The organism is Bifidobacteriaceae bacterium, assembly GCA_031281585.1.
Classification (GTDB): Bacteria; Actinomycetota; Actinomycetes; order Actinomycetales; family WQXJ01; genus JAIRTF01.
The window spans coordinates 33,937-53,853 of the sequence record JAITFE010000051.1 but is presented as its reverse complement, the minus strand read 5'-3'; the positions used below and the strand labels follow the sequence as shown (position 1 = coordinate 53,853).

At 68.6% G+C, this 19,917-nt stretch carries 18 protein-coding genes; 12 read left to right on the top strand and 6 right to left on the bottom strand.

Annotated elements, in window-relative coordinates; all coding sequences use genetic code 11:
• Positions 1–3,860 (bottom strand): hypothetical protein (locus tag LBC97_05650; protein ID MDR2565537.1); only part of this gene is annotated, 3,860 nt, incomplete at its 3' end.
• A gap of 364 nt (positions 3,861–4,224) precedes the next feature.
• Between LBC97_05650 and LBC97_05645 the strand changes: the two genes are divergently transcribed.
• On the top strand, positions 4,225–4,557 hold the full coding sequence (locus LBC97_05645) for a PadR family transcriptional regulator (protein ID MDR2565536.1): 333 nt from the start codon (positions 4,225–4,227) through the stop codon (positions 4,555–4,557).
• Positions 4,554–5,801, top strand: coding sequence for a hypothetical protein (locus LBC97_05640; protein MDR2565535.1), 1,248 nt, complete (start codon positions 4,554–4,556; stop codon positions 5,799–5,801). The genes LBC97_05645 and LBC97_05640 overlap by 4 nt, the downstream gene beginning before the upstream one ends.
• Here LBC97_05640 and LBC97_05635 read toward each other — a convergent pair whose 3' ends face one another.
• Both LBC97_05635 and LBC97_05630 read right to left on the bottom strand, forming a co-directional pair.
• Positions 5,802–6,464: a TrkA family potassium uptake protein gene (locus tag LBC97_05635; protein ID MDR2565534.1), complete on the bottom strand. Its 663-nt coding sequence runs from the start codon at positions 6,462–6,464 to the stop codon at positions 5,802–5,804.
• Positions 6,461–7,126: a TrkA family potassium uptake protein gene (locus LBC97_05630; GenBank protein MDR2565533.1), complete on the bottom strand. Its 666-nt coding sequence runs from the start codon at positions 7,124–7,126 to the stop codon at positions 6,461–6,463. The genes LBC97_05635 and LBC97_05630 overlap by 4 nt, the downstream gene beginning before the upstream one ends.
• Before the next feature lie 50 nt (positions 7,127–7,176).
• On the opposite strand from LBC97_05630, the gene LBC97_05625 reads away from it, so the two are divergent.
• The gene (locus LBC97_05625; protein ID MDR2565532.1) at positions 7,177–9,150 is read left to right on the top strand and encodes an APC family permease; all 1,974 of its coding nucleotides are present in this window, start codon (positions 7,177–7,179) and stop codon (positions 9,148–9,150) included.
• Positions 9,150–10,373: an RNA methyltransferase gene (locus tag LBC97_05620; GenBank protein ID MDR2565531.1), complete on the top strand. Its 1,224-nt coding sequence runs from the start codon at positions 9,150–9,152 to the stop codon at positions 10,371–10,373. The genes LBC97_05625 and LBC97_05620 overlap by 1 nt, the downstream gene beginning before the upstream one ends.
• Before the next feature lie 7 nt (positions 10,374–10,380).
• Here LBC97_05620 and LBC97_05615 read toward each other — a convergent pair whose 3' ends face one another.
• From LBC97_05615 to LBC97_05605, 3 genes are all read right to left on the bottom strand, one after another.
• On the bottom strand, positions 10,381–10,602 hold the full coding sequence (locus LBC97_05615) for a YbdD/YjiX family protein (GenBank protein ID MDR2565530.1): 222 nt from the start codon (positions 10,600–10,602) through the stop codon (positions 10,381–10,383).
• On the bottom strand, positions 10,599–12,899 hold the full coding sequence (locus LBC97_05610) for a carbon starvation protein A (protein ID MDR2565529.1): 2,301 nt from the start codon (positions 12,897–12,899) through the stop codon (positions 10,599–10,601). The genes LBC97_05615 and LBC97_05610 overlap by 4 nt, the downstream gene beginning before the upstream one ends.
• 207 nt (positions 12,900–13,106) lie before the next feature.
• Positions 13,107–13,754: a hypothetical protein gene (locus LBC97_05605; GenBank protein MDR2565528.1), complete on the bottom strand. Its 648-nt coding sequence runs from the start codon at positions 13,752–13,754 to the stop codon at positions 13,107–13,109.
• Positions 13,755–13,853: 99 nt separating this feature from the next.
• Between LBC97_05605 and LBC97_05600 the strand changes: the two genes are divergently transcribed.
• The 8 genes from LBC97_05600 to LBC97_05565 all read left to right on the top strand — a co-directional run bounded on the left by LBC97_05600 (position 13,854) and on the right by LBC97_05565 (position 19,907).
• Positions 13,854–15,452: an ATP-binding cassette domain-containing protein gene (locus LBC97_05600; GenBank protein MDR2565527.1), complete on the top strand. Its 1,599-nt coding sequence runs from the start codon at positions 13,854–13,856 to the stop codon at positions 15,450–15,452.
• Between the two features lie 79 nt (positions 15,453–15,531).
• Positions 15,532–15,912, top strand: coding sequence for a GntR family transcriptional regulator (locus LBC97_05595; GenBank protein ID MDR2565526.1), 381 nt, complete (start codon positions 15,532–15,534; stop codon positions 15,910–15,912).
• Positions 15,909–16,760, top strand: coding sequence for an ABC transporter ATP-binding protein (locus tag LBC97_05590; GenBank protein MDR2565525.1), 852 nt, complete (start codon positions 15,909–15,911; stop codon positions 16,758–16,760). The genes LBC97_05595 and LBC97_05590 overlap by 4 nt, the downstream gene beginning before the upstream one ends.
• On the top strand, positions 16,757–17,425 hold the full coding sequence (locus tag LBC97_05585) for an ABC-2 transporter permease (GenBank protein MDR2565524.1): 669 nt from the start codon (positions 16,757–16,759) through the stop codon (positions 17,423–17,425). Before LBC97_05590 ends, LBC97_05585 begins: the two co-directional genes overlap by 4 nt.
• Before the next feature lie 21 nt (positions 17,426–17,446).
• A complete protein-coding gene (locus LBC97_05580; GenBank protein MDR2565523.1) occupies positions 17,447–17,809 on the top strand; it encodes a hypothetical protein in 363 nt (120 codons plus the stop codon).
• Between the two features lie 81 nt (positions 17,810–17,890).
• A complete protein-coding gene (locus tag LBC97_05575) occupies positions 17,891–18,604 on the top strand; it encodes an SDR family oxidoreductase (GenBank protein MDR2565522.1) in 714 nt (237 codons plus the stop codon).
• A gap of 12 nt (positions 18,605–18,616) precedes the next feature.
• Entirely contained in the window at positions 18,617–19,384 is a 768-nt protein-coding gene (fabI, locus tag LBC97_05570; protein MDR2565521.1) for an enoyl-ACP reductase FabI, read from the top strand.
• A 13-nt stretch (positions 19,385–19,397) separates the two neighbouring features.
• Positions 19,398–19,907 carry a histidine phosphatase family protein gene (locus tag LBC97_05565; protein ID MDR2565520.1) on the top strand — a complete coding sequence of 170 codons (510 nt, stop codon included), beginning with the start codon at positions 19,398–19,400 and terminating at the stop codon, positions 19,905–19,907.
• Positions 19,908–19,917 lie beyond the last annotated feature (10 nt).

Below are 19,917 nucleotides of genomic sequence, written 5' to 3'. Positions count from 1 at the left end.
GGGTAGCCAAAGGCGTCGGTGGCCTCGATGATCACGGTTTGGCGGCCCCATTCCGCCTCGGGGGCGCCCGTGTCCATGTTGGCCGGTTGGCCCGGAGTCTGGGTGACCCGCGCCGAGGCCGTGCTCAGATCTACATAATCGCCGGTGAATCTGATGGGCTCGTCGCATACCAGCTCGCGCGTCACGCCTTTCCAAGTCACGTCAACTGCCGGGCAGTACTCGCCGGGCTTGTCGCCGACAACCCAGAATCGCGGCGCATCGTCATACCAAGTCTGGTCTTCGGTAATAGGCACCACCCTGATGCTTGCGGGGTTGCTCGCTGACCAGGTCACCTGATCGCGCCACGCCGGATCAAGGATCTCATCATCGTCCTCGTCCAAGACGGTGGGCCATTCGAGCCACGAACCGTTGGCGTCGATTAGCACAACCTCAGCGTCCACCACGTAGTCGTACGCCTGCTGGATCTCCGTGCCCGTGTAACCAATCTTGGCCTCGCCTCCCCAAGTCCCCAGATAGGACTGGGACCAGTCTGGGACGCCAAGGTTGGCGAACTCCAACCGGGGCGAACCGGTTCGCCACGTGAAGTCGATCAGGTGGCCGCTGTTGTTCGGGATCGACACGTACGGGTAGAGGGCGACTTCTCCCGCGCAACTTGAGGCGACGGTGAACGTGTAGTGCCCCGGGTCGCCCTGGACTGCCACGGCGTCGGTAAAGTGCAATTCTGAGTACCCGCAGGGGTAGTTGACGTACGTGCTGCTGGGCCGAATCCTGGACTCGAGCCCTTCGTACGGGAGCTCCAGTGTTCCCGCCGCCATCCAAGCCCGCAGGTGGATGGTGAAATAGTCCCAAGGCGCCACATAGCCGGGGGCGCCGTCCTCAAGGCCGTAGTCGGCCACCACCGGTTCGGTGTCCTCAATCCACATCTCGCCCCAGGTCCTGGGCCCCGGCGGTGTGATCTCGCCGGCGAAGTAGAGGGTGAAAGTCTCGGGGGAGTCGGCGGTGTCCGCCTCCCAAACGGTCAAGGTGTATTCGCCGGCCTGGGTGGCGGTTATTCCGGCCGCGTCGCACACCGACAGGCCGCCGGTGGCCAACCAAGTGCTGCAGGTCATGTTGGCTGCGTCAGTCGCCTGAAACTTCGCCCCGTCGGCGGTGGCGCCGCCGCCCGCCGGGGTCAGAGTCATGAAAACCTCCAGCCCGCTGCCCGTGCTGTCGGTGTATTGCGTTTTCAGAGTCGGCTGGACCCGGTAGGCGTCCCGCTGACCAACGGGCCGGGGGCTGGACGCCAACGGCGAGGGTCGAATCGCCGTGGTGACGCCGTAACCATAGCCCGTGCGCTGATAGGCGGGCACGCAGGTGACGTCTCGCCAACCGGTGGCGGCGGGGGCCGACACTTGCACGGTGTTGCCGTTGGTGGTGAAGGCTATCGGCTGGCCGGTGAAGGTGTCGGAGCATTTCGTGCGAGCCGCGTCCAGCTCCCAGCCGTCCAGGTTGCCGTCTGCCTCGGGCAGCACGCCGGTGAGCGTGATGCCCACGGGTTGGGAGGCGTTCGTCACCGCGACGGCGACCGGATCAACCGTCTTGACCCAATAACCGGGGTCGACCACCGTTTGAGAGCTTGAGGGCCACCGGTCAGACGTGTTGGTGAAGGTGTACCAGAAACGCCAACGGGGGTAGAGGGTGGGCACATCGACCAGACGCGGCCTAACCCGCACCACGTGCGAGGCGATCCCGTAACCTATGTCGTCCACCGAGCCCGGCACCACGCCCGAATCGGCCTCGTGGCCGGTCAGGGCCCTTGATGTGGGTGTCACAGCCGGATCAACGCTGGCTCGCATGCGGCCGTAGGTTAGCTGGAACCCGCCTGCCGGCTCGGTGGTCGGCGCCGTGTACGTGTCTGCGATGTAGGCGTAGGAATCGTCGTCGGCATACAGAACCGGCCGGCCGCTCAGAACCAACTGGCTGAACTGCCCGGACGGCGTGCCGTTCGCGGTCAGCGGGTCGAGCCACAGCTTGGCGGTCGACCGGTTGGTCAGTTCCCCCCAAACGTCGGCGCTGAGGGTGTAGGTCTGGCCAGCCGCCAGCAGGCCTCCTTGCATGGAGACCGGGGAGCCGGAGGCGGTCCCCGCCGGTGAGAACGTGAGGTGGGTTGAGTTGCCGAGGCCTTTGGGATTCGGTTGGGCGTAGAAGCCGTGTGATCCGGCGCCGGACGTCAGCAGCTCCGGGTTGGCGTAGGGGCCGCCGTCCTCTTCCAGAGTCGGGTAGGGCGCCGGAGCGTCGCCCCACCCCAGGTGAGCCTCGAAGGTGAAGTCGACGTTGACCGGCTCGGTGGGGTCGTTGAGGGCTATGCGGGTGACGTGGTTGGCGCCTCCCGCAGCGGCCAGCGGATCGGTGACCTGGGCGGGATCGACCGCGTCCCCCCTGGCCCCGTAACACTCCCGGTCTTCCCATTCGTAGTAGTAGTAGCCTCCGCCCTCCGAATCCTGGTAGTCGCCCTCGGCGGTGGCGCAAAGCGGCGTGCCTTCATTCTTCGCTCGGGCGTAGTAGTAGGAATAGCCGGGCGGCGTGATCTCCCGCCCGCTGGCCCTTACCTGTATGGTGGGCAGGCCGTCCGACCGCCTGGGCGTGCGAACCCGGACGTAGTACGTCCCGGCCGCATCCTCCGGAAGCGGCAACCAGTAGAAGCCGCTGACGGGCGCGGTTGCAGTCACTCCGGCCAGAGACCGTGTGCCGTTCACCTCTCGCCAGAGTTCAACCCGCTCTCCGCCCAGAGTGTTGGCCAAATCGCCGCCCTGGTCCACGACCTGAACGCGGCCGGTGATCGCGCTGTGCGCCGCCACGGTGGTCAGGTCGGCCACTCCCGGCGCCTGGCCCAGCAGTTGGCTGGTTCCGGCGCTGATGTTCCAGCGCCGGATGGAGCCGTCGGCGTGGGAAGAGTAAAGGTCGGCGCCGATGAGGGCCAGGCCAGTGGCGTCATTGGCGGCGACGTCTTCGAATACCCTGACCACGTTGTGCGACCAATCGGTCTCGGGATACCCGCTCGACCTGTCACGTTCCACTTCGAACCGAAGCAGCGCCCAATGGTCCAACTGGGTGGCGGGCACGTCGAAGCGCGCCAGCCGGTAGACCGCGCCCGTGGCGTCCACGGCGAGGTCGGCGCTGAGGGACCACTCGCCGTCGAGGTTGCCCGTTCTGCCCGCGCCCGCGGCCGCCGCCGCCAACGTGGTTACGTAATCCTCCGCCTCAGACCAACCGTCCTCCACGGTGAGCCACTCGCGCAGTTGGAAGTCGGGCTCGTTCGGGTGGCGGCGGTTTTCGACCACGGCGGCGCCAATCCCGAGCGGGAAGTAGTTATCAGTTCCCAAGACGGGTTGGGGCGCCTCGCCCACGTAGAACAGCACTCCGCTGATCGGATCGACCTCGCCGCCGTTCATTCCCTTCAGAATGCCGTCCTGGTCCTTGACGGCGTGGCAGGCCCCGGTCCCGTCCTGCACCAGTCCAGCCCGGCCGGTCGCGGTGTCCCAGCCGATCTGCACCGGGCGGGCGGAACCCTGCGCCATTTCGACGGGTCCTGTGGCCAAGACGTCCCAGCCGCCCGGGCAGGGTTGGCCCGCCCGGTCGCCCGCCTGGTCGTAGGCGGCCCGCAAGCGGGTGGCGAAGTCCGCCGGGGTGGCGGAGGCCGCGTCCGGCAACCACTGCGGCAGCGCGTAGGCGCTGGCGGTCCCTCCCACAGCCCAGAGCTGCCCCGCTTCGAACCGGCCGTTCCAGCCGTTCTGATAGGTCACCGCCGCCGCCGGAGAAACGCCGAACAGCGTGCCCGCGACAAGGGCGCCGGTCAGCGCGATGGCGCCGGCGGACGCCATGGCGACCAGGCGAACGGGCGTCCGCTTGGCGCCATCTGGTGGGTTTAGAAGGGTGCGGCGGCTGAAACGTGGCGGAATCGTCATTTTGTCGGCCTCACTAGGGGGTCGCCGGCGGTCGATGCCGGGCTCATGGACGGGGACGTACTCAGATGGCACGCTACAGGCCAGAACGGGGCAGAGGGAGGCAGATCAGGCAGAAATGCTCAGGCCACGTTCAGCCGCTCCCAAAGCCAAAACGGGGACGGTACCTTTTTCCGCCCGATCAAAGGGGCCGGTTTCCGTTGACGCGACACGCGGTGCCCGCATGCATTAGTACCGCGCAATGCATGGTACCTTGGTTTCAAGATAACGACGAGGAGGTCCAATGGACACCACGCAATTGTTGAAAGGGGTGCTGGACTTGGCTGTGCTGGCGGAAGTGCGCCGAGAAGACGGTTACGGCTACGACATTGTCCGGCGCCTGCGCCGGGCCGGGCTCAGCGAAGTGGCCGAGGCCTCGGTCTACGGCACCTTGCGGCGCCTCTACGGCGCGGGCACGCTGACCAGCTACGTTGTGCCCTCTGACGAGGGGCCGCATCGCAAGTATTACGGAATCACCGCGCATGGCCGCGCCGTTGCCCAGGCCCAGACCCGCGACTGGCGCAAATTGGCGGAAACCATGAACAACATCCTGGCCGATCAGGAGGTGGCCCAGTGAACAGCGTGATCTTCGTTCCCGCCGTGCGGGACTATGCGGAGGCGGTTCGGCGCGAACTCGCCGGGCTCAGCCCCGAACAGGTGCGGGACCTGACCGACGATCTCGAAATGGACTTGACGGACGCCCTGGCCGATTCGGGCGACCAAAACTCCGGCGCCAGCGACGCCCTCACCCTAAAGCGCATCGCGGAGCGGTTCGGAGATCCCCGGCTCTACGCCGACGAGCTGCGGGCGGCGGCGGACCTGCCGCCGCGGGCCGGCGGGTCGGCGCCGGCGGCAGGCGGGGATCCCGTGCCGAGCCCGCCTTCAGTTGTGCAGCGTTCTTTCGAAGAGCTACGAGCGGCAGCCCTGCGTTGGGGCCGGACTCGCTGGTGGCGGGGTGCCGTTTGGGTCGGTCGGAAGATGCGGCCGGTTTGGTGGGTGATCAGAGCGCTGGCTGTCCTGGTCTTAGGATATGAGGCTCTTGACGGCCAAGGCACCGACGACTTGGTCAAGGTGATCGTATTTTGCGTCGTCATTGCCGCGAGCATGGCGCTTGGTCAGGTCCCTTGGGGGGAGCGCCCGCGGCGGACCAGAGTGCTGTTGGCGGCATTCAACACCGTGGCGGTGATCGTCACTGTGTGGGCGGCGCTTATGTTATTCGTGGGCAATTGGAGTTTTCCGGCCTCGGGTGGAGCCTACGCCCAAGAACCGTATGGGAAAACGGCTGAGGCGGACTACTGTTCAGAACAACTCTGTTTCGGGGGCGTTCCGGTGCGGAACATCTTCGCGTTCGACGCGGAGGGCAGGCCCCTTGAGCACGTCCAATTGTTTGACCAGAACGGCAAGCCCCTGAACATCTCGACCGACCTTGGCTGGACCGACGGACCCGGAATAGAGCAGGCCGAGGACGGGTTGGTCGTCATGTGGTTCGACCCCGACAGTCCGCTCGACAACCCCGAGTTGTGGTCCACCTACAAGGCGCCCAACGGGGACTTCTACGCGGCGTTGCCAGCCAGGAGCAAGAACGGCGACCTGCTGTGGAACGTCTTCCCGCTGGCCGCGCACCAATGGCGCTTTGACAATGAGGCCGGCGGCTGGCGCCAAGTCGACGCGGGCCAGCCGGCCGCAGTCCCGCCGTTCGGGGGCAAGCCGGAGCAAGTGGACGTGGGCTCCTCGGAGCCGCCCGACAAGGCCGAGGAAGGCGGCGAGGTCAACCCCGAACCGTCGGCCAGCGCTGAAGGCGGGTCGTCGGCCCCCGAGTAGTCAGCGGGCGTCCAGGATGCGCTGGAGCCCGTCGGCGGCGTCGCGGGAGGCCAAGAACAGCAACTGGTCGCGGCCTTCCAGGAAGCCGTCCGGGTCCGGCGTGAGGGGGCGGCCGTCGCGGACAACGGCGACCAACACGGCATCGTCGGGCCAAGCGCACTGGCCCAACTGCTGGCCGACCAAAGGCGAGTCCTCCGCCAAAGTGGTCTCGATCAGGTCGGTGTCGGACTGGCGGAACGTGAAGATCCGGACGGCATCGCCCACCGAGACGGCCTCCTCGACCAAAGCCGTCATGATGCGGGGGGTCGAAACGGCCACGTCGACCCCCCAAAGCTGGTCGAACATCCACTCGTTCTTCGGGTTGTTGACGCGGCCGACCACCCTGGGGACGCCGAACTCGGACTTGGCGAGGAGCGCGAGCACCAAGTTGGCCTTGTCGTCGCCGGTGGCGGCTACCACCACGTCGACCTCCTCCAACTTGGCCTCGGTCAGGGTGCGCAACTCGTTGGCGTCCGCCAGAATCCAGTCCGCGTCCGGGACCGAGGCGACCTTCATGGCGGCGGGATTCTTGTCAATGATGATGACCTCGTGGCCGTTCGCCAACAACTCGCGGGCGATCGACCGGCCCACTGAGCCGGCGCCCGCGACCAGGATTTTCATCATGACTCGGGCTCCGGCGGCCGGGCCAGCGTTCGTTCGGCGGCGAGCAGGCGGTCCGTTGGAACCATCAGGTAGACCACGTCCCCGGCCTGGTAGACGGTTTCCTTGGTGGGGAGGATCGCCTGGCCGAAGCGGGACAGGAAGGCGGTGCGGCCGCCCGCGGCGCGCTCCACGGCGGCGAGATCCGCGCCCACCCAATCGGGGTGCAGGTCGAACCGGGCCAACGTGAGATGGCCGCTCGGGTCCTGGTATTCGCCGGCCGCGCCGGACGGCAGGACCGCGCGGAGCACCTGGTCAGCGGCCCAGGGGACCGTCGCCACCGTCGCAATGCCGAGGCGCTGGTAGACCTCCGCCCGGTCCGGGTCGTAAATGCGGGCCACAACGTTGTCCACCCCGAAGGTCTCGCGGACCACGCGGGCAGCCAACACGTTGGAATTGTCCCCGGAGGAGACGGCGGCGAAGCCGTACGCCTCGGCGATCCCGGCCTGGCGCAAGATCTCGCGGTCGAAGCCGACCCCGGTGACCCGCTGGCCGGCGAAGTCGGGCGGCAAACGGCGGAAGGCGGCGGGTTCTTGGTCGATCACGGCCACGGTGTGCCCGTGGGCTTCCAGCGCGGTCGCGGCGGCGGCCCCGACCCGCCCGCAGCCCATGACAATGAAATGCACAGTTCGATTCTGGCACGGCGGCCGGCCGGCGGCCGTAATAGGCTGGCGGTATGCCAGACGTGATGGGGGCCCTGGGCCGGTTGGTCATGGGGCGCCCCACCCGCGAGTTCGCGCCCCGGGCGAAGCCGCGGCCGCTGCGCATACGTTACGCCCTGCCGCTGCTGGCGCCCGACGCGCTCAGTTCGGTGGCCTACGCCCCAGATGAGATCCTGCTCACCCTGGCCGCCGCCGGACTGGCCGGCGTTTCGCTGTCGCCATGGGTCGGATTGGCGATCGGGGTGATCATGGCCGTGGTGATCGCCTCCTACCGGCAAACCATCAAGGAATATCCGGAAGGCGGTGGAGACTACGCCGTCGCCAAACAGAACCTGGGTTTGGCGGCCGGCGGCCTGGTGGGCGGCGCCGCCATGGTCGACTCGCTCCTGACGGTGGCCGTGTCCGTGTCTTGCGGCGCCCAGTACCTGGCCGCGGTCCTCCCCGCGATCGAGGACCACACCAGACTGGTCGCCGTGGGCCTGGTGGCGCTCATCATGCTGGCCTCTCTGCGGGGGCTGAAAGCCCTCGACAACACCGTTATTTTGGCCGTCTACGGGTTCATTGGCGCGCTGGCTCTGACGGCGTTGGTGGGGGGGATCGAGGCGCTGGCCGGATCGTTGGGCCCAGCCCCCGCCGACGGCTTGGAACTGGTCCCCGCCAGCGGCTTTGCCAACGGCTTGACGGCCCTGGGCGGCGCCTTCCTGGCCCTGCGGGCCTTCTCCTCCGGCGCCGTGGCGCTGGCCGGCGTGCAAACCATCTCCACCGGCGTCCAGCGCTTTCGGGATCCCAAAGCCCGCAACGCCGCTCGGTCGCTGGCGTTCCTGGGGGTGGCCTGCGCCGGATTGCTGATCGGCACCCTGGTTCTGGCGGATCGCGTCGGGGCGGTCTTTGTCGCCAATCCGGCGGCTCAACTGCGCTACCCGGACGGACGGCCGGTGCCAGCCGATTTCCACCAAGACCCGCTGTGGGCTCAGATCGCTGACACCGTGTTCGCGGGTGCCCGACCCGTCTATGTGATGGTGATCGCATTGGTCGGCCTGTTGCTGATCCTCGCGGCCTCAAGCGCGTTCCGCTGGGTCCCGGCTCTCATGTCGATGCTGGCCCAAGACGAGTTCCTCCCCAAACAGTTCTACCGGCGTTCCGACCGGAGAGTGGCGGCCCACGGGACCGTCACCCTGGGGGTGGGCTCCGCGGCGCTGATTTGGCTGATGGGCGCCTCCGTCACCCGCCTGATCCAGCTTTACATTGTGGGCGTCTTCCTGTCCTTCACCATCTCCCAGTTGGGCATGTTGCGGCACTGGAACGCCAAACTGCCGCTGGCCAAGACCCCGGTCGAACGCCGCCGCATGGTCTTCTCCCGCGCGGTCAACGCGGTCGGCCTGGCTCTGACCGCGGTGGCGCTGGTGATCGTGGTGGTCACCAAGTTCAGCCACGGCGCCTGGATCTCACTGGGCCTGGTCGGCCTGGCGTTCTGGATGATGGTCTCCATCCGGCACCACTACCGCCAAGTCGACGCCGAGCTCAAACTGCCCCGCGGCGCTCGCACCGACCTGGGCCCGCCCAGCAGGGTGCATGGGATTGTGCTGGTCAGCGCGATGAACCGGGCCACCGCGCGGGCTTTGGCGTACGCGCGCGCCACCCGCCCGTCGTCTCTTGAGGCCCTGACGGTGGCCGTCGACAACGCCCACGTTTGGGAACTGCGCCGCGCCTGGGACCGCGCGAACGTGCCCGTGACGCTGCGCATCCTCGACTCGCCCAGCCGCGAGATCACGCGCCCCCTGATTGACCACATCACCGCCTTGCGCCGACGCGCCCCCCGCGACATGGTGGTTTTGTACATACCCGAGAAAGTGGTGCGGCACTGGTGGGAACGCTGGCTCCACAACCGTTCGGCCGCCCGTCTGACCGCGCGCCTGCGGCACCTGCCCGGAGTGGTCGTGGCGACCGTGCCTTGGCAGTTGGACCAACCTGGAGGAGGTGGCGTCTAATGACGTCCGGCACTGAGGCTTCGCGCCAGTTCGCAGAAGATGACCATGCCCGGCCCGGGCGCCGGCTCGAGTTGGCGGCGGGCGCCTGGGGCAACGGCGGCATTTGCGCCTGCCGCCAGGAAGAGAGCCCGGTTGTGCTGCTGTCCGGCGCCGTCCCCGGCGAGCGGGTGATTGCCGAAGTCACAGCCATGACGCGGTCCTATTGGCGGGCCCGCGTTGTCAAAGTGCTGGAGCCCTCGCCGGACCGGGTCGAACCGCCTTGGCCGGAGGGCCTGGACGTGGGTGCCGCCGACTGGCTGTATCTGGCGCCGGCGGCGGCCAGGAGGGCCAAGGGGGAAGTCGTGGCGGGCCTGCTCGGCCACGCGCTTGGCGGCGATTTCGAGCTGACGGTGGAGCCGCTCGGCGACGGGTCGCCCCTGGGCTGGCGGACCAAGATCGAACTGTCCGTGGGGGAGGACGGCCGCGCCGGCATGTTCGCGGCCGGGTCTCACCGCTTTTCGCCGCTGTCGGCCATGCCGTTGGCCGTGCCCGCCATTGAGGCGCTCGACCTGTTTTCCAGGCGGTGGCCCGAAGGATCGCGGCTGTCCGCGGTGGCTCCATCCGCGGGCGCGGCCTTCTGCCTGACCGGGGCCGAACAGTCCGCCAAGGCCAGGCGCGAGGTTGTGCGAGTCGCCGGGTCGGAGTTCCGCTACGAGTTGGCGGCGGGCGGGTTCTGGCAGGTGCATCGCCTGGCGCCGGAGACTCTGGCAGGCGCGGTTCTGAAGGCTCTGCGACCCGAGCCGGGCCAGGCCGTGTGGGACCTGTACGCGGGCGCGGGCCTGTTCACGCTCCCGCTGGCCGCCGCCGGGGCGCGGGTCGGCGCCGTGGAGGGGTCCCGCCGGGCGGTCAAAGACCTGCGCGGCAACATCCGGCGGGCTGGTCTGGAGCTTGAGCGCGCCGAGGCCAACTCCGTCGGCAACGCCCTGCGGGCTGGCCTGGCACCAGACCAGCCGGCGGCCGTGCTCCTCGACCCGCCGCGCGCCGGCGCGGGACGGGCCGTGATGGAATCGGTGGCGGCGGCCGGTCCCGCCCGCGTCTTGTATCTGGCGTGCGAGCCGGCGGCCCTCGCCCGCGACCTGGCCGTCCTGTCAGGCCGCGGCTACCGCCTGGCCGACCTGCGGGCTTTCGACCTGTTCCCGGGCACCCACCACGTCGAGGTCATGGCCCTGGCCGAACGCATCTGAACTCCCGTTAGCAGCAGCCCTTCGGCGGCGTGGAATCCGTGAGACGGCGGTAGAACTCCCGGCGGGACATGGGCCGGTGGGCGGCGGGTTCGGCCCCGCCCAGGCGGGCGTGGGCCAACTCATGGCGGACCAAGTACTTCTCGTAAGCGTTGTCGCCGAAGAATTCGGCGACATACCATTTGGCGGCCCGCCAGGCGCGGCGCCACCACGATTCGCGTGAGCCGGTCACCGGCGTGACCGGTCCGGGATCAGAGCCGGGTCGCCCACCTGCGCGTACTCCGACTCGGCGGCGCGTTCTAGCTTCCCCGCGATGAAACGCGTGGGCGCGAAGAAGTTCGACTCCTGGTATGGGTCCTCGCTGGCGCGGGTTCGGCCGCGCGCCGCCAACACCACCTGGCGGCAAGCGCAGATGAGCAAGGTGCCGACCATCACCACGAACACAATCGACAAGGCGCCTTGGACGAACGAGTTCCGCACCACCGCCCGCGCCGCCGCCAGCGCCTGCGGATCCAGGCCGCCGGCGGCGATCTCCGCCCGTTTGGCCCGCCACATGGCCCAATAGCCCAACTCCGGCTTCGGGCTGAAGATCTTCTGATAGGAGGCGGTGAAAGTGACCGCCACATCCCAGGCCAACGGGACCAGGGTGATCCAGAGCCACCTGAAGTGGCCCTTGTTCGCCACGATCACGGTCGCCACGGCCAGGGCGGAGGCCGCGATCAGTTGGTTGGCTATCCCGAACAGCGGATAGAGGGTCTGAATGCCGCCCAGCGGGTCGGTCACCCCCATCAGGAGCAACGACCCCCAGCCCGCCACCACCAGCGCTGTCGCGCCCCACGCGGCGGGCCGGTAGGAGGGGTCCCTCAGACGCGGCGCCCAGTTGCCGAACAGATCCTGCAACTGGAACCGCGCCACCCGGGTGACGGCGTCCACGGCGGACAAGATGAACAAGGCCTCGAACATGATGGCGAAGTGGTACCAGAACGCCATCATGTCCCGGCCGCCAAAGACGCCGTGCAGAATGTTGGCCATGCCGACAGCCAGCGTCGGGGCGCCGCCGGTGCGGGAGACTATGTTCTGTTCGCCCACGTCCGCCGCGATGGCCTCCAGCGCCTCGCCGCCCCGCAGCGTCACCGATCCGTCCGCGCCATCCTGGGACCATTCGACTTCCGGCCCCGGCCCGCCTTCGGCGGTGACGCCCAACTGCCCCACCGCGATGGCGGCCTTGTCGGCCGCGCTCAACCGGGCGGCCTCGGACGCCGAATACTCGGCTGCTATGACGGGCGCGGCCAGCTTCTCGATCGTGGCGGCGGACATATTCATGGAGAAGTAGACCCCCACGTTCAGCGACACGGCGGCGGCCAACGCCATGATGGCGACGAAGGACTCCATCAGCATGCCGCCGTAGCCGATCATGCGGACCTGCGACTCCTTTTGGATCATCTTGGGGGTGGTGCCGGAGGCGACGGTGGCGTGCATGCCGGACAGGGCGCCGCAGGCGATCGTGATGAACAGGAACGGGAAAAGCGCGCCGGCGAAGACCGGGCCCTTGGTGTTGGAGGCGAACTCGGTCACGGCGGGCATCTGCACAACGGGCCGGACCAGCACAATGCCGACCGCGAGCACCACAATGGTGCCGACCTTCATGAAGGTGGACAGGTAGTCGCGCGGCGTCAGCAGCAGCCAGACCGGCAGCACCGCCGCGCAGAACCCGTAGACCACCATCGCCCAGGTGAGTTGCACGGGGGAGAGGTGGAAGAACTGCCCGCCCCAGTCGCTCGCGGCCACCCAGCGGCCGCCGATGATCGCGGCGAGGAGCAGCGCGAAGCCGATCAGCGACACCTCGGCCACCCGGCCGGGCCGGATGTAACGCAGGTAGAGGCCCATGAGCAGCGCGATCGGGATGGTGCAGCCGACCGAGAAGACCGCCCATGGGCTCTCGGCGAGGGCGTTTACGCAGACCAACGCCAGCACCGCGAGCACAATCATGAGCATCACCCACACGATCACGGTGGCGACGGTGCCGCCGAAGCGCCCTATCTCGTCACGCGCCATCTGCCCCAGCGAGCGGCCGCCACGCCGCATTGAGAAGAAGAGGATCACCATGTCCTGCACCGCCCCGGCGGCCAGCACGCCGAAGATGATCCACAGCGTTCCGGGCAGGTAGCCCATCTGGGCCGACAAGACCGGCCCCACCAGCGGGCCCGCCCCCGCGATGGCCGCGAAGTGGTGCCCGTAGAGCACCCGCCGGTCGGTCGGGTCGAAGTCGACGCCGTTGTTAATTCGCTCAGCGGGCGTGGCGCGCGTGTCGTCCGGGCGCAGGATTCGGCGCTGAATGTACAGGGCGTAGAAGCGGTACCCGATCATGTAGGTCGCCACCGCCGTCACCACGAACCAGATCGCGTTGACCTGCTCGCCGCGCATCACCGCCAGCACGGCCCATCCCGCTGCCCCGACCAGCGCGATCGCAACCCAGAGCAGAATCTTGGGCCAGGTCCAGTTCTCCCGGAAGTTGATTCCGACAGGCACGCCGCGACTGTTGCGGACAATCTGGTTCGGTTGTTCCCCGGCCGCGTGTTTGGCCGGTTTGAGAGTTTGCGCCATTGTCTTCCCCCCGTTTGACTTGGCAACCGCCGCCCTTGTGTGGGCTATGTGAAAACCATAAGGGGACTTTGGTCCCGTGTCTAGCCCCGTTTGGGCGTGTCGCCTTGGGCCGCCGCGCACGATGCCGTCCGGTCACCGAAGGCGCGTCTTGCCCTTTTGCCGGGCCAGGCCCGTGCCGACCAGGATGAGGTCGGCGGTCCACCAGTAGAACACGGCCATGCCGGTGGTCCCAGCGAACGCGGTACTCGTGTCGAGGGCGGAGCCGCCCTGGCCCAGCCAGGACGCCATGATGCGGAAGCAGGCGTAGAAGGCGACCGCCGCGGCGAACTTGGCCGCCCCCAGTCCCAGGCGGCGCATCGCCAGGCGGTCCAGGCCGGTCCACCCCAACAGCACGGACACCCAGAAAATCGTCCGGCGGCGCGGTGACGCGCTCTTGAGGGGAGCGCCGTCGCGCGCGAAGTCGTATTTCCGCGATCCGGTGGCGACCAGCGCGATCAGCGTTCCGCCCGCGACCAAGAGCGCCCAGAGCAGCATGTCCTTGGGCCCCCAGCCCTCGGTCGTGGTGAACGTGTGTCCCTTCCAGCCGCCGCTGATGTAGACCCAGCGCTGGGTGACCTCGTCAAACTGGATTCGGGTGACCGCCCTGACTGCGAGCGCGCCCAGCGCGAGCGCGGGCAGGGCCAGACCAAACCGGAGATAGACGCTGGCGAGTTTGTGCGGCCACGTCTGGTTTCGGATGCGCGACGTGTCCGCGTCTTCGGCGCCGCTGGCGGGGCTCATCGACCGCTCCTTAGCGAAGGTCGGAAGGGGCGAACCGCTTTGCCCGCCCCGGCTCGGCCCAGCGTAGCAGCCGGGGTTGGCGCAGTACCATTGGCCCCCGTGATTGCCGCTTCCGGGATTGAGTTGCGCGCCGGCGCCGAACTGCTGCTGGCCGACGCCAGCTTTCGGGTCGGCCCGGGCGACCGGATCGGCCTGGTGGGACGCAACGGCGCTGGCAAGACCACGTTGATGCGGGCGTTGGCGGGGGAGCGGCCGCCGGCGGCCGGGACGGTCGGCTCGACCGGCTCGGTGGGCTATCTGCCGCAGGACCCGGCCGAGGGCGATTTGACCATGACGGCGATCGACCGGATCCTCTCGTCGCGGGGGCTGGACCGCATCCTGGCCCGCATGGACCAGGCCCAGACGCTGATGGCCAGCGCGGACGTGGACCAGATGACGCGCGGGATTGACCTGTACGCCAAACAGGAGGCGCGTTTCCTGGCCGCCGGCGGTTACGCTGCCAAAGCCGACGCGGCCAAGTTCGCCGCCAACCTGGGCCTGGAGGACCGTGTCATGGGTCAGCCGCTCGGCACCTTGTCCGGCGGCCAGCGCCGCCGGGTCGAACTGGCGCGGATTCTCTTCCAGGGCGCGGATGTGCTGCTGCTGGACGAGCCCACCAACCACCTGGACCAGGACTCGGTCGTCTGGCTGCGCGACTTCTTGAAGTCCTTCGCGGGCGGGTTCGTGGTCATTTCGCACGATGCCGCCCTGCTGGCCACCACGGTCAACAAGGTTATGCATTTGGACGCGAACCGCCAGCAACTGGACCAGTACAACCTGGGCTGGGCGGACTACCTAGCCCAACGGGAGGTCGACGAGCGCCGCCGGAAGCGTGAACGGGCGGGCGCGGAGAAGAAGGCCGCCGCCCTGATGGCCCAGGCCAACAAGATGCGGGCGAAGGCCACCAAGGCGGTCGCGGCCCAGAACATGGCCAAGCGGGCGGAGCGGCTGCTGGACCAGACCGAGGCGGAGGGGCGGCGGGACAAGGTCGCCGCGCTCCGCTTCCCGGAGCCCGCGCCGTCAGGGCGTGTGCCCCTGACCGCCGAGGGGCTGTCGAAGTCCTACGGCTCCCTGGAGGTGTTCACGGACGTGGACCTCGCGATCGACCGGGGCTCGCGGGTGGTGGTGCTCGGATTGAACGGCGCTGGCAAGACCACGCTGCTCAGGCTGCTCGGGGGCCTGGAGGAGCCCGACTCGGGCCGGGTCCAGCCGGGCCATGGGCTGAAGCTGGGCTATTACGCCCAGGAGCATGAGACCCTCGACCTGGAGCGGACAGTGCTGGAGAACATGTCGGCCGCCGCCCCGGACATGGAGACCACCGAGGTGCGCAAGATTCTGGGCTCGTTCCTTTTCTCCGGCGACACCGTCCTCAAACCCGCCCGCGTGCTCTCCGGCGGCGAGAAAACCCGGCTGGCGCTGGCCATCTTGGTGGTCTCCGCAGCCAACGTGCTACTCCTGGACGAGCCGACGAACAACTTGGACCCGGCGTCCCGCGTCGAGATTCTGGGCGCGCTCGCCAAGGTGAAGGCGGCCGTGGTCCTGGTCACCCACGACGCGGGCGCGGTCCGCGCCCTGGGCCCGGAGCGCGTGCTGCTGCTGCCGGACGGCGACGAGGACCTGTGGTCCGACGACTACGAGGACCTGATCGAACTGGCTTAGGACGGCCCAATGGGCCTGGCGCCACACTGCGCATAGGTGTGTATACTGTATATATGTGTTCATATAGGCGGGCGCGGCCGTGAGGCTGGTCGTCTCGACGCGCTCCAGCGTGCCGCTGTATGAGCAGTTGAAGCAGCAGGTCAAGGAGCAGATTCTGGCCGGCGAGCTCAAAGCGGACGACTTGCTGCCCTCGGTCCGCCAGCTTGCGCGCGACCTTCGGGTCAGCGTCATCACCACCACGCGCGCCTACCGCGACTTGGAGGAAGAGGGCTTTGTGGTGAACGTCCAGGGCAAGGGCTGTTACGCGCTGCCGCAAGACGGCCGGCCGGCGGAACCGGCGCCGGCCGAACACCTCGAAAAGGCGTTGCGCGATGCCGTTCGGGCGGCCCGGGCGCAGGGCCTGGGCAGGCAGGACCTCGCGAGGGCGCTTGAAGCAATTTGGAGAAAGGAAGGCCAATGAACGAAATGCTGGAGGTCCGGGGCCTCGCCAAGCGTTACGGGGAGCCCGCGCTCCGCGACGTCAGCTTCGCGTTGCCGCCGGGCTACATCATGGGCCTGGTGGGCCCCAACGGCGCCGGCAAGACCACCACCATAAATGCGATCTTGGGCTTTATCCATCCGGACTCAGGAACTGTGAAACTGTTCGGCGACGGGGCGCGCGGGGATTTGACCCGAGTCGGCGTGGTCATGGACGCGCCGCTGTTCTTGGACGAGTGGCGGGTGGGGCAGGTGGGACGTGTCCTGGCCCCGTCCTACCCGCGTTGGGACCAGGCGGCGTTCCTGGGCCACTTGGAGCGGTTCGGACTGGACGGCGCCCGCCGGGTCAAAGCGCTCTCCCGGGGCATGAAGGTCAAACTGCAACTTGCCCTGGCGTTGTCTCAGGGCGCCGACCTGCTGATTCTGGACGAGCCGACCTCCGGCCTGGACCCCCTGGTTCGTGAGGACGTCTGCGACCTGCTCTTGGGCTTCGTGGGGGACGAGCGCAAGTCCGTCCTTCTCTCCACCCACATCACCCAGGATCTCGAGCGGATAGCGGACTTCATCACCCTGATCGATGGCGGCCGCACCACGTACTCGGGAACCAAAGACGAGTTGCTGGAACGGTACCGGAGGGTCGCCGGCGGCCCGGACGGCATCGGGCATGAGGGCGTGATCGGCGCCAGGGAGCACCCCACCGGGTTCGAGGGGCTGATCGAGGCGGGCGCCGCCCCCGCGCTGCCGGCCGGGGTGATCTGCGAGCCGGCCACGTTGGAGCAGATCGTGGTGGGCCTGGTCAGGGCCGGACGGGAAAAGGAGGCGGCGCGATGAGCGGGCTGGGCCGGTTTATGCGGCTGGAGGCGGCCACCGTGCGGGCCGTCTTCAAAGGCGCCAACCTGTGGATTGGGCCCGCCATGGCGATCCTGGTGGCGGTCGCCACGGACGCGCCCGCGGCCACCGTCGCCGTGGGGGCCCTCCTGCCGGCGTCCTTCGCCGGGACGCCGTTCGGCCTGACGGCGCGGAACAACCTGGACGGGCTCTACGCCACGCTGGGGATCCCCCGGCGGGTGGTGGTCGTGGGCCGGTTCGCGTTCTTCGCCCTGTTCGCGGCCGCCTCGGTGGTGGTGGTCGTGTCGTTCGCCGCCGCCGCGACCTTCTGGAAGGGGCTGTCCTGGGAAAGTCTGGGCGCCGCCGCGCTGGCCGCCTACCTGGCCGCCTGCCTGATCACGTTCATCGAGTTGGGGATCTACTTCAAGTTCGGCTACGCAAAGGGCCGCTTCGCGGCGACGGCCGCGGTGGGGGTGGTGTTCGGCCTGATCGCGGCCCTCTACTACGCGTCCCTCAACCGCGACCTGGCCGACTGGTTCTACGAGGCTGCCGTCCGCCTCACGGTGGAGCCCGGCCTCGCGTTGGCGGCGGCCTGCGTGCTGGTCGCGTTGATCGGCGCGGGGGCGTTCTGGCTGGCGCTCGCCTCCTACCGGCGGCGCGACTTCTGAGGCGGAACGTAGACTTGTCGGATGGAGTGGCTGACGGGGACCTCCAGCGCGCTGGCGCGGGCGCGGGAGGGCGGCACAAACAATTGGAAGTATCCGCTGATCGGGGCGGTCTTGATGATCCCCCTGGCGTACGCGATCCCGCTGGCGAGTTTCGCGGCCGCGCTGGGGCGGCCCGGAGCGGCGCTCGCCGCCGGAGGCGTGGTGGCTTGGACGGGGAAGTGGCTGGTCGGGCTGACCATCTTGCTCGCGATGCTTGTCGCCTGCGGGGTGATCGCCTACCGGCTGTTCGGCTGGCCGGTCTGGGCCGCGATCGCCTTTGCGGTGGCGGCGCCGCTGGCGATCGACGCCGCCTGGTGGGTGGCGATGAACGCGGCTATCGATTAGTAGAGGGCCCACAAAGATTGGGCGCGGGCCTGGTTCGCAACCAGCCCGGACGCGCGCCGCTATAGGAGATAACCTCCAGTAGTGACAAGACACGTGCTGATCACCGGCGCCAGCCGGGGGATTGGGCAGGCGATCGCCGAGGCCTTCCTGGAGGAGGGCGACAACGTTTCGACCATCGACCGGGGTGGCAAAGGCCCCAAGGCGGGCGGCGCGCCCAATCTGGCCGCGTTCGCCGCCGACGTCGCCTCGGCTCGGCAGGTCGGAGCCGCCTTCGACCAGGCCGAAGAGCGCTTCGGGAAGGTCGACGTACTGGTCGCCAACGCCGGGATCGTCAAGGACCGCTTGTTGATCCGCATGACCGAAGAGGACTTCGCCCGAGTGCTGGACACGAACCTCGGCGGCGCTTGGCGCTGCGTCAAACGGGCCGCGCTCTCAATGGCGCCGCGCAGGCGGGGGGCGATCATCCTGGTCGGCTCCGTGGTGGGCGCGATCGGCGGAACGGGCCAGACGAACTACGCCGCCTCCAAAGCCGCCCTGGTGGGCCTGGCCCGCTCGGTGGCCCGCGAACTGGGCGGCCGGGGCGTCACCGCCAACGTGATCGCGCCCGGTTTCATCGAGACGGACATGACCGCAGGTCTTCCGGAGGCCACCCGCGCCGCCTACCAGGAGCGGATTCCCGCCGGCCGGTTCGGCACGGCGCACGACGTCGCCCAAGCGGCCGTCTTCTTGGCAGGCGCCCCGTACGTCAACGGCGCCGTCATCCCGGTTGACGGCGGCCTGGGAATGGGTCACTAGAGGAGAAACTCAATGGGATTGCTAGAGGGAAGGAACCTGCTGGTCACGGGCGTGCTGACCGACCACTCGATCGCCTTCGAGGTGGCGCGGATCGCGCAGACGGAGGGCGCCAACGTGGTCCTGACCGCGTTCGGCAAGGGGGCCCGGCTGACCGCCGCCACGGCCAAACGTCTGCCCCGTCCCGCGCCCGTCGAGCAACTCGACGTGACCGACCAAGCCGACCTCGACTCGCTCGCCGACCGGGTCCGGGTCCACGCCGAACGTCTTGACGGCGTGGTCCACTCGATCGGCTTCGCCTCCGGCCGGATCATGGGGGGCCATTTCCTGGACGGGGATTGGGAGGACGTGGCCACTTCGATCAAGACCTCGGCCTACTCGCTGAAGTCGCTGGCCACTGCGGCCTTGCCGCTGCTCGGCCGGGGCGGCGGCATTGTCGGCCTGACGTTCGACGCCCGCTACGCGTGGCCGGTCTACGACTGGATGGGCGTGTCGAAGGCGGCCCTGGAGGCGACCGCGCGCTACCTGGCCCGGGACTTGGGGCCGCAGGGCATCCGCGTCAACCTGGTCAGCGCCGGACCACTCAAGACGGTGGCGGCGACCTCCATTCCCGGTTTTGAGCAGATGGAGGGGCTGTGGCCGGAACGCGCGCCGTTGGGCTGGGATTCGGCCGACCCGGCGCCGGCGGCCCGCGCCGTCATCGCCCTGGTGTCAGACCTGTTCCCGGCCACGACCGGCGAGGTGGTTCACGTGGACGGCGGCGTGCACGCAATGGGCCAGTAACTAGAATCGGCTCATGGACCGGACACTGATGTTGGTGCGCCACGCCAAAGCCGGCGGCGGCGATGGCGGCGGGGACGCCGACCGCCCCTTGACCGAGTTGGGCTATGAGCAATGCCGGATCGTGGCCCGCGAGATGTGCGGAATCGGTTTGAACCCCGAGGTGGCGCTTGTCTCGACCGCTCGCCGGGCCAAACAGACGTTCAACGCCATGGCCGCCGCGGCCGACTGGCAGATCGCGCCGACGTTGCTCCGCGATCTTTACAGCGGCTACGTCGAAGAGGTCTTGGAGGCGATCAGGACGGCCCCGCCGGACTGCGCCACGTTGATGGTGGTGGGCCACGAGCCGACCATGTCCGCCACCGCGTACAAATTGGCGGGAGGGGGTTCCACGCCCGATGCCGTCACCCGCGTCCGCAGAGGCCTCCCGACCGCCGGGGTGGCCGTCATCCAATCCGACGGGCCGTGGGACTCGTTCGGCTTCGAGCCGACCATCCTGCGCTGGGTGCTAACCCCCCTCGCCTAGCGACAGTCCA

Coding starts and splice junctions, on each gene's coding strand:
- LBC97_05645 (MDR2565536.1), top strand. CDS start 4,225: ATGGACACCACGCAATTGTTGAAAGGGGTGCTGGACTTGGCTGTGCTG.
- LBC97_05635 (MDR2565534.1), bottom strand. CDS start 6,464: ATGATGAAAATCCTGGTCGCGGGCGCCGGCTCAGTGGGCCGGTCGATC.
- LBC97_05625 (MDR2565532.1), top strand. CDS start 7,177: ATGCCAGACGTGATGGGGGCCCTGGGCCGGTTGGTCATGGGGCGCCCC.
- LBC97_05620 (MDR2565531.1), top strand. CDS start 9,150: ATGACGTCCGGCACTGAGGCTTCGCGCCAGTTCGCAGAAGATGACCAT.
- LBC97_05605 (MDR2565528.1), bottom strand. CDS start 13,754: ATGAGCCCCGCCAGCGGCGCCGAAGACGCGGACACGTCGCGCATCCGA.
- LBC97_05590 (MDR2565525.1), top strand. CDS start 15,909: ATGAACGAAATGCTGGAGGTCCGGGGCCTCGCCAAGCGTTACGGGGAG.
- LBC97_05585 (MDR2565524.1), top strand. CDS start 16,757: ATGAGCGGGCTGGGCCGGTTTATGCGGCTGGAGGCGGCCACCGTGCGG.
- LBC97_05580 (MDR2565523.1), top strand. CDS start 17,447: ATGGAGTGGCTGACGGGGACCTCCAGCGCGCTGGCGCGGGCGCGGGAG.
- fabI (MDR2565521.1), top strand. CDS start 18,617: ATGGGATTGCTAGAGGGAAGGAACCTGCTGGTCACGGGCGTGCTGACC.
- LBC97_05565 (MDR2565520.1), top strand. CDS start 19,398: ATGGACCGGACACTGATGTTGGTGCGCCACGCCAAAGCCGGCGGCGGC.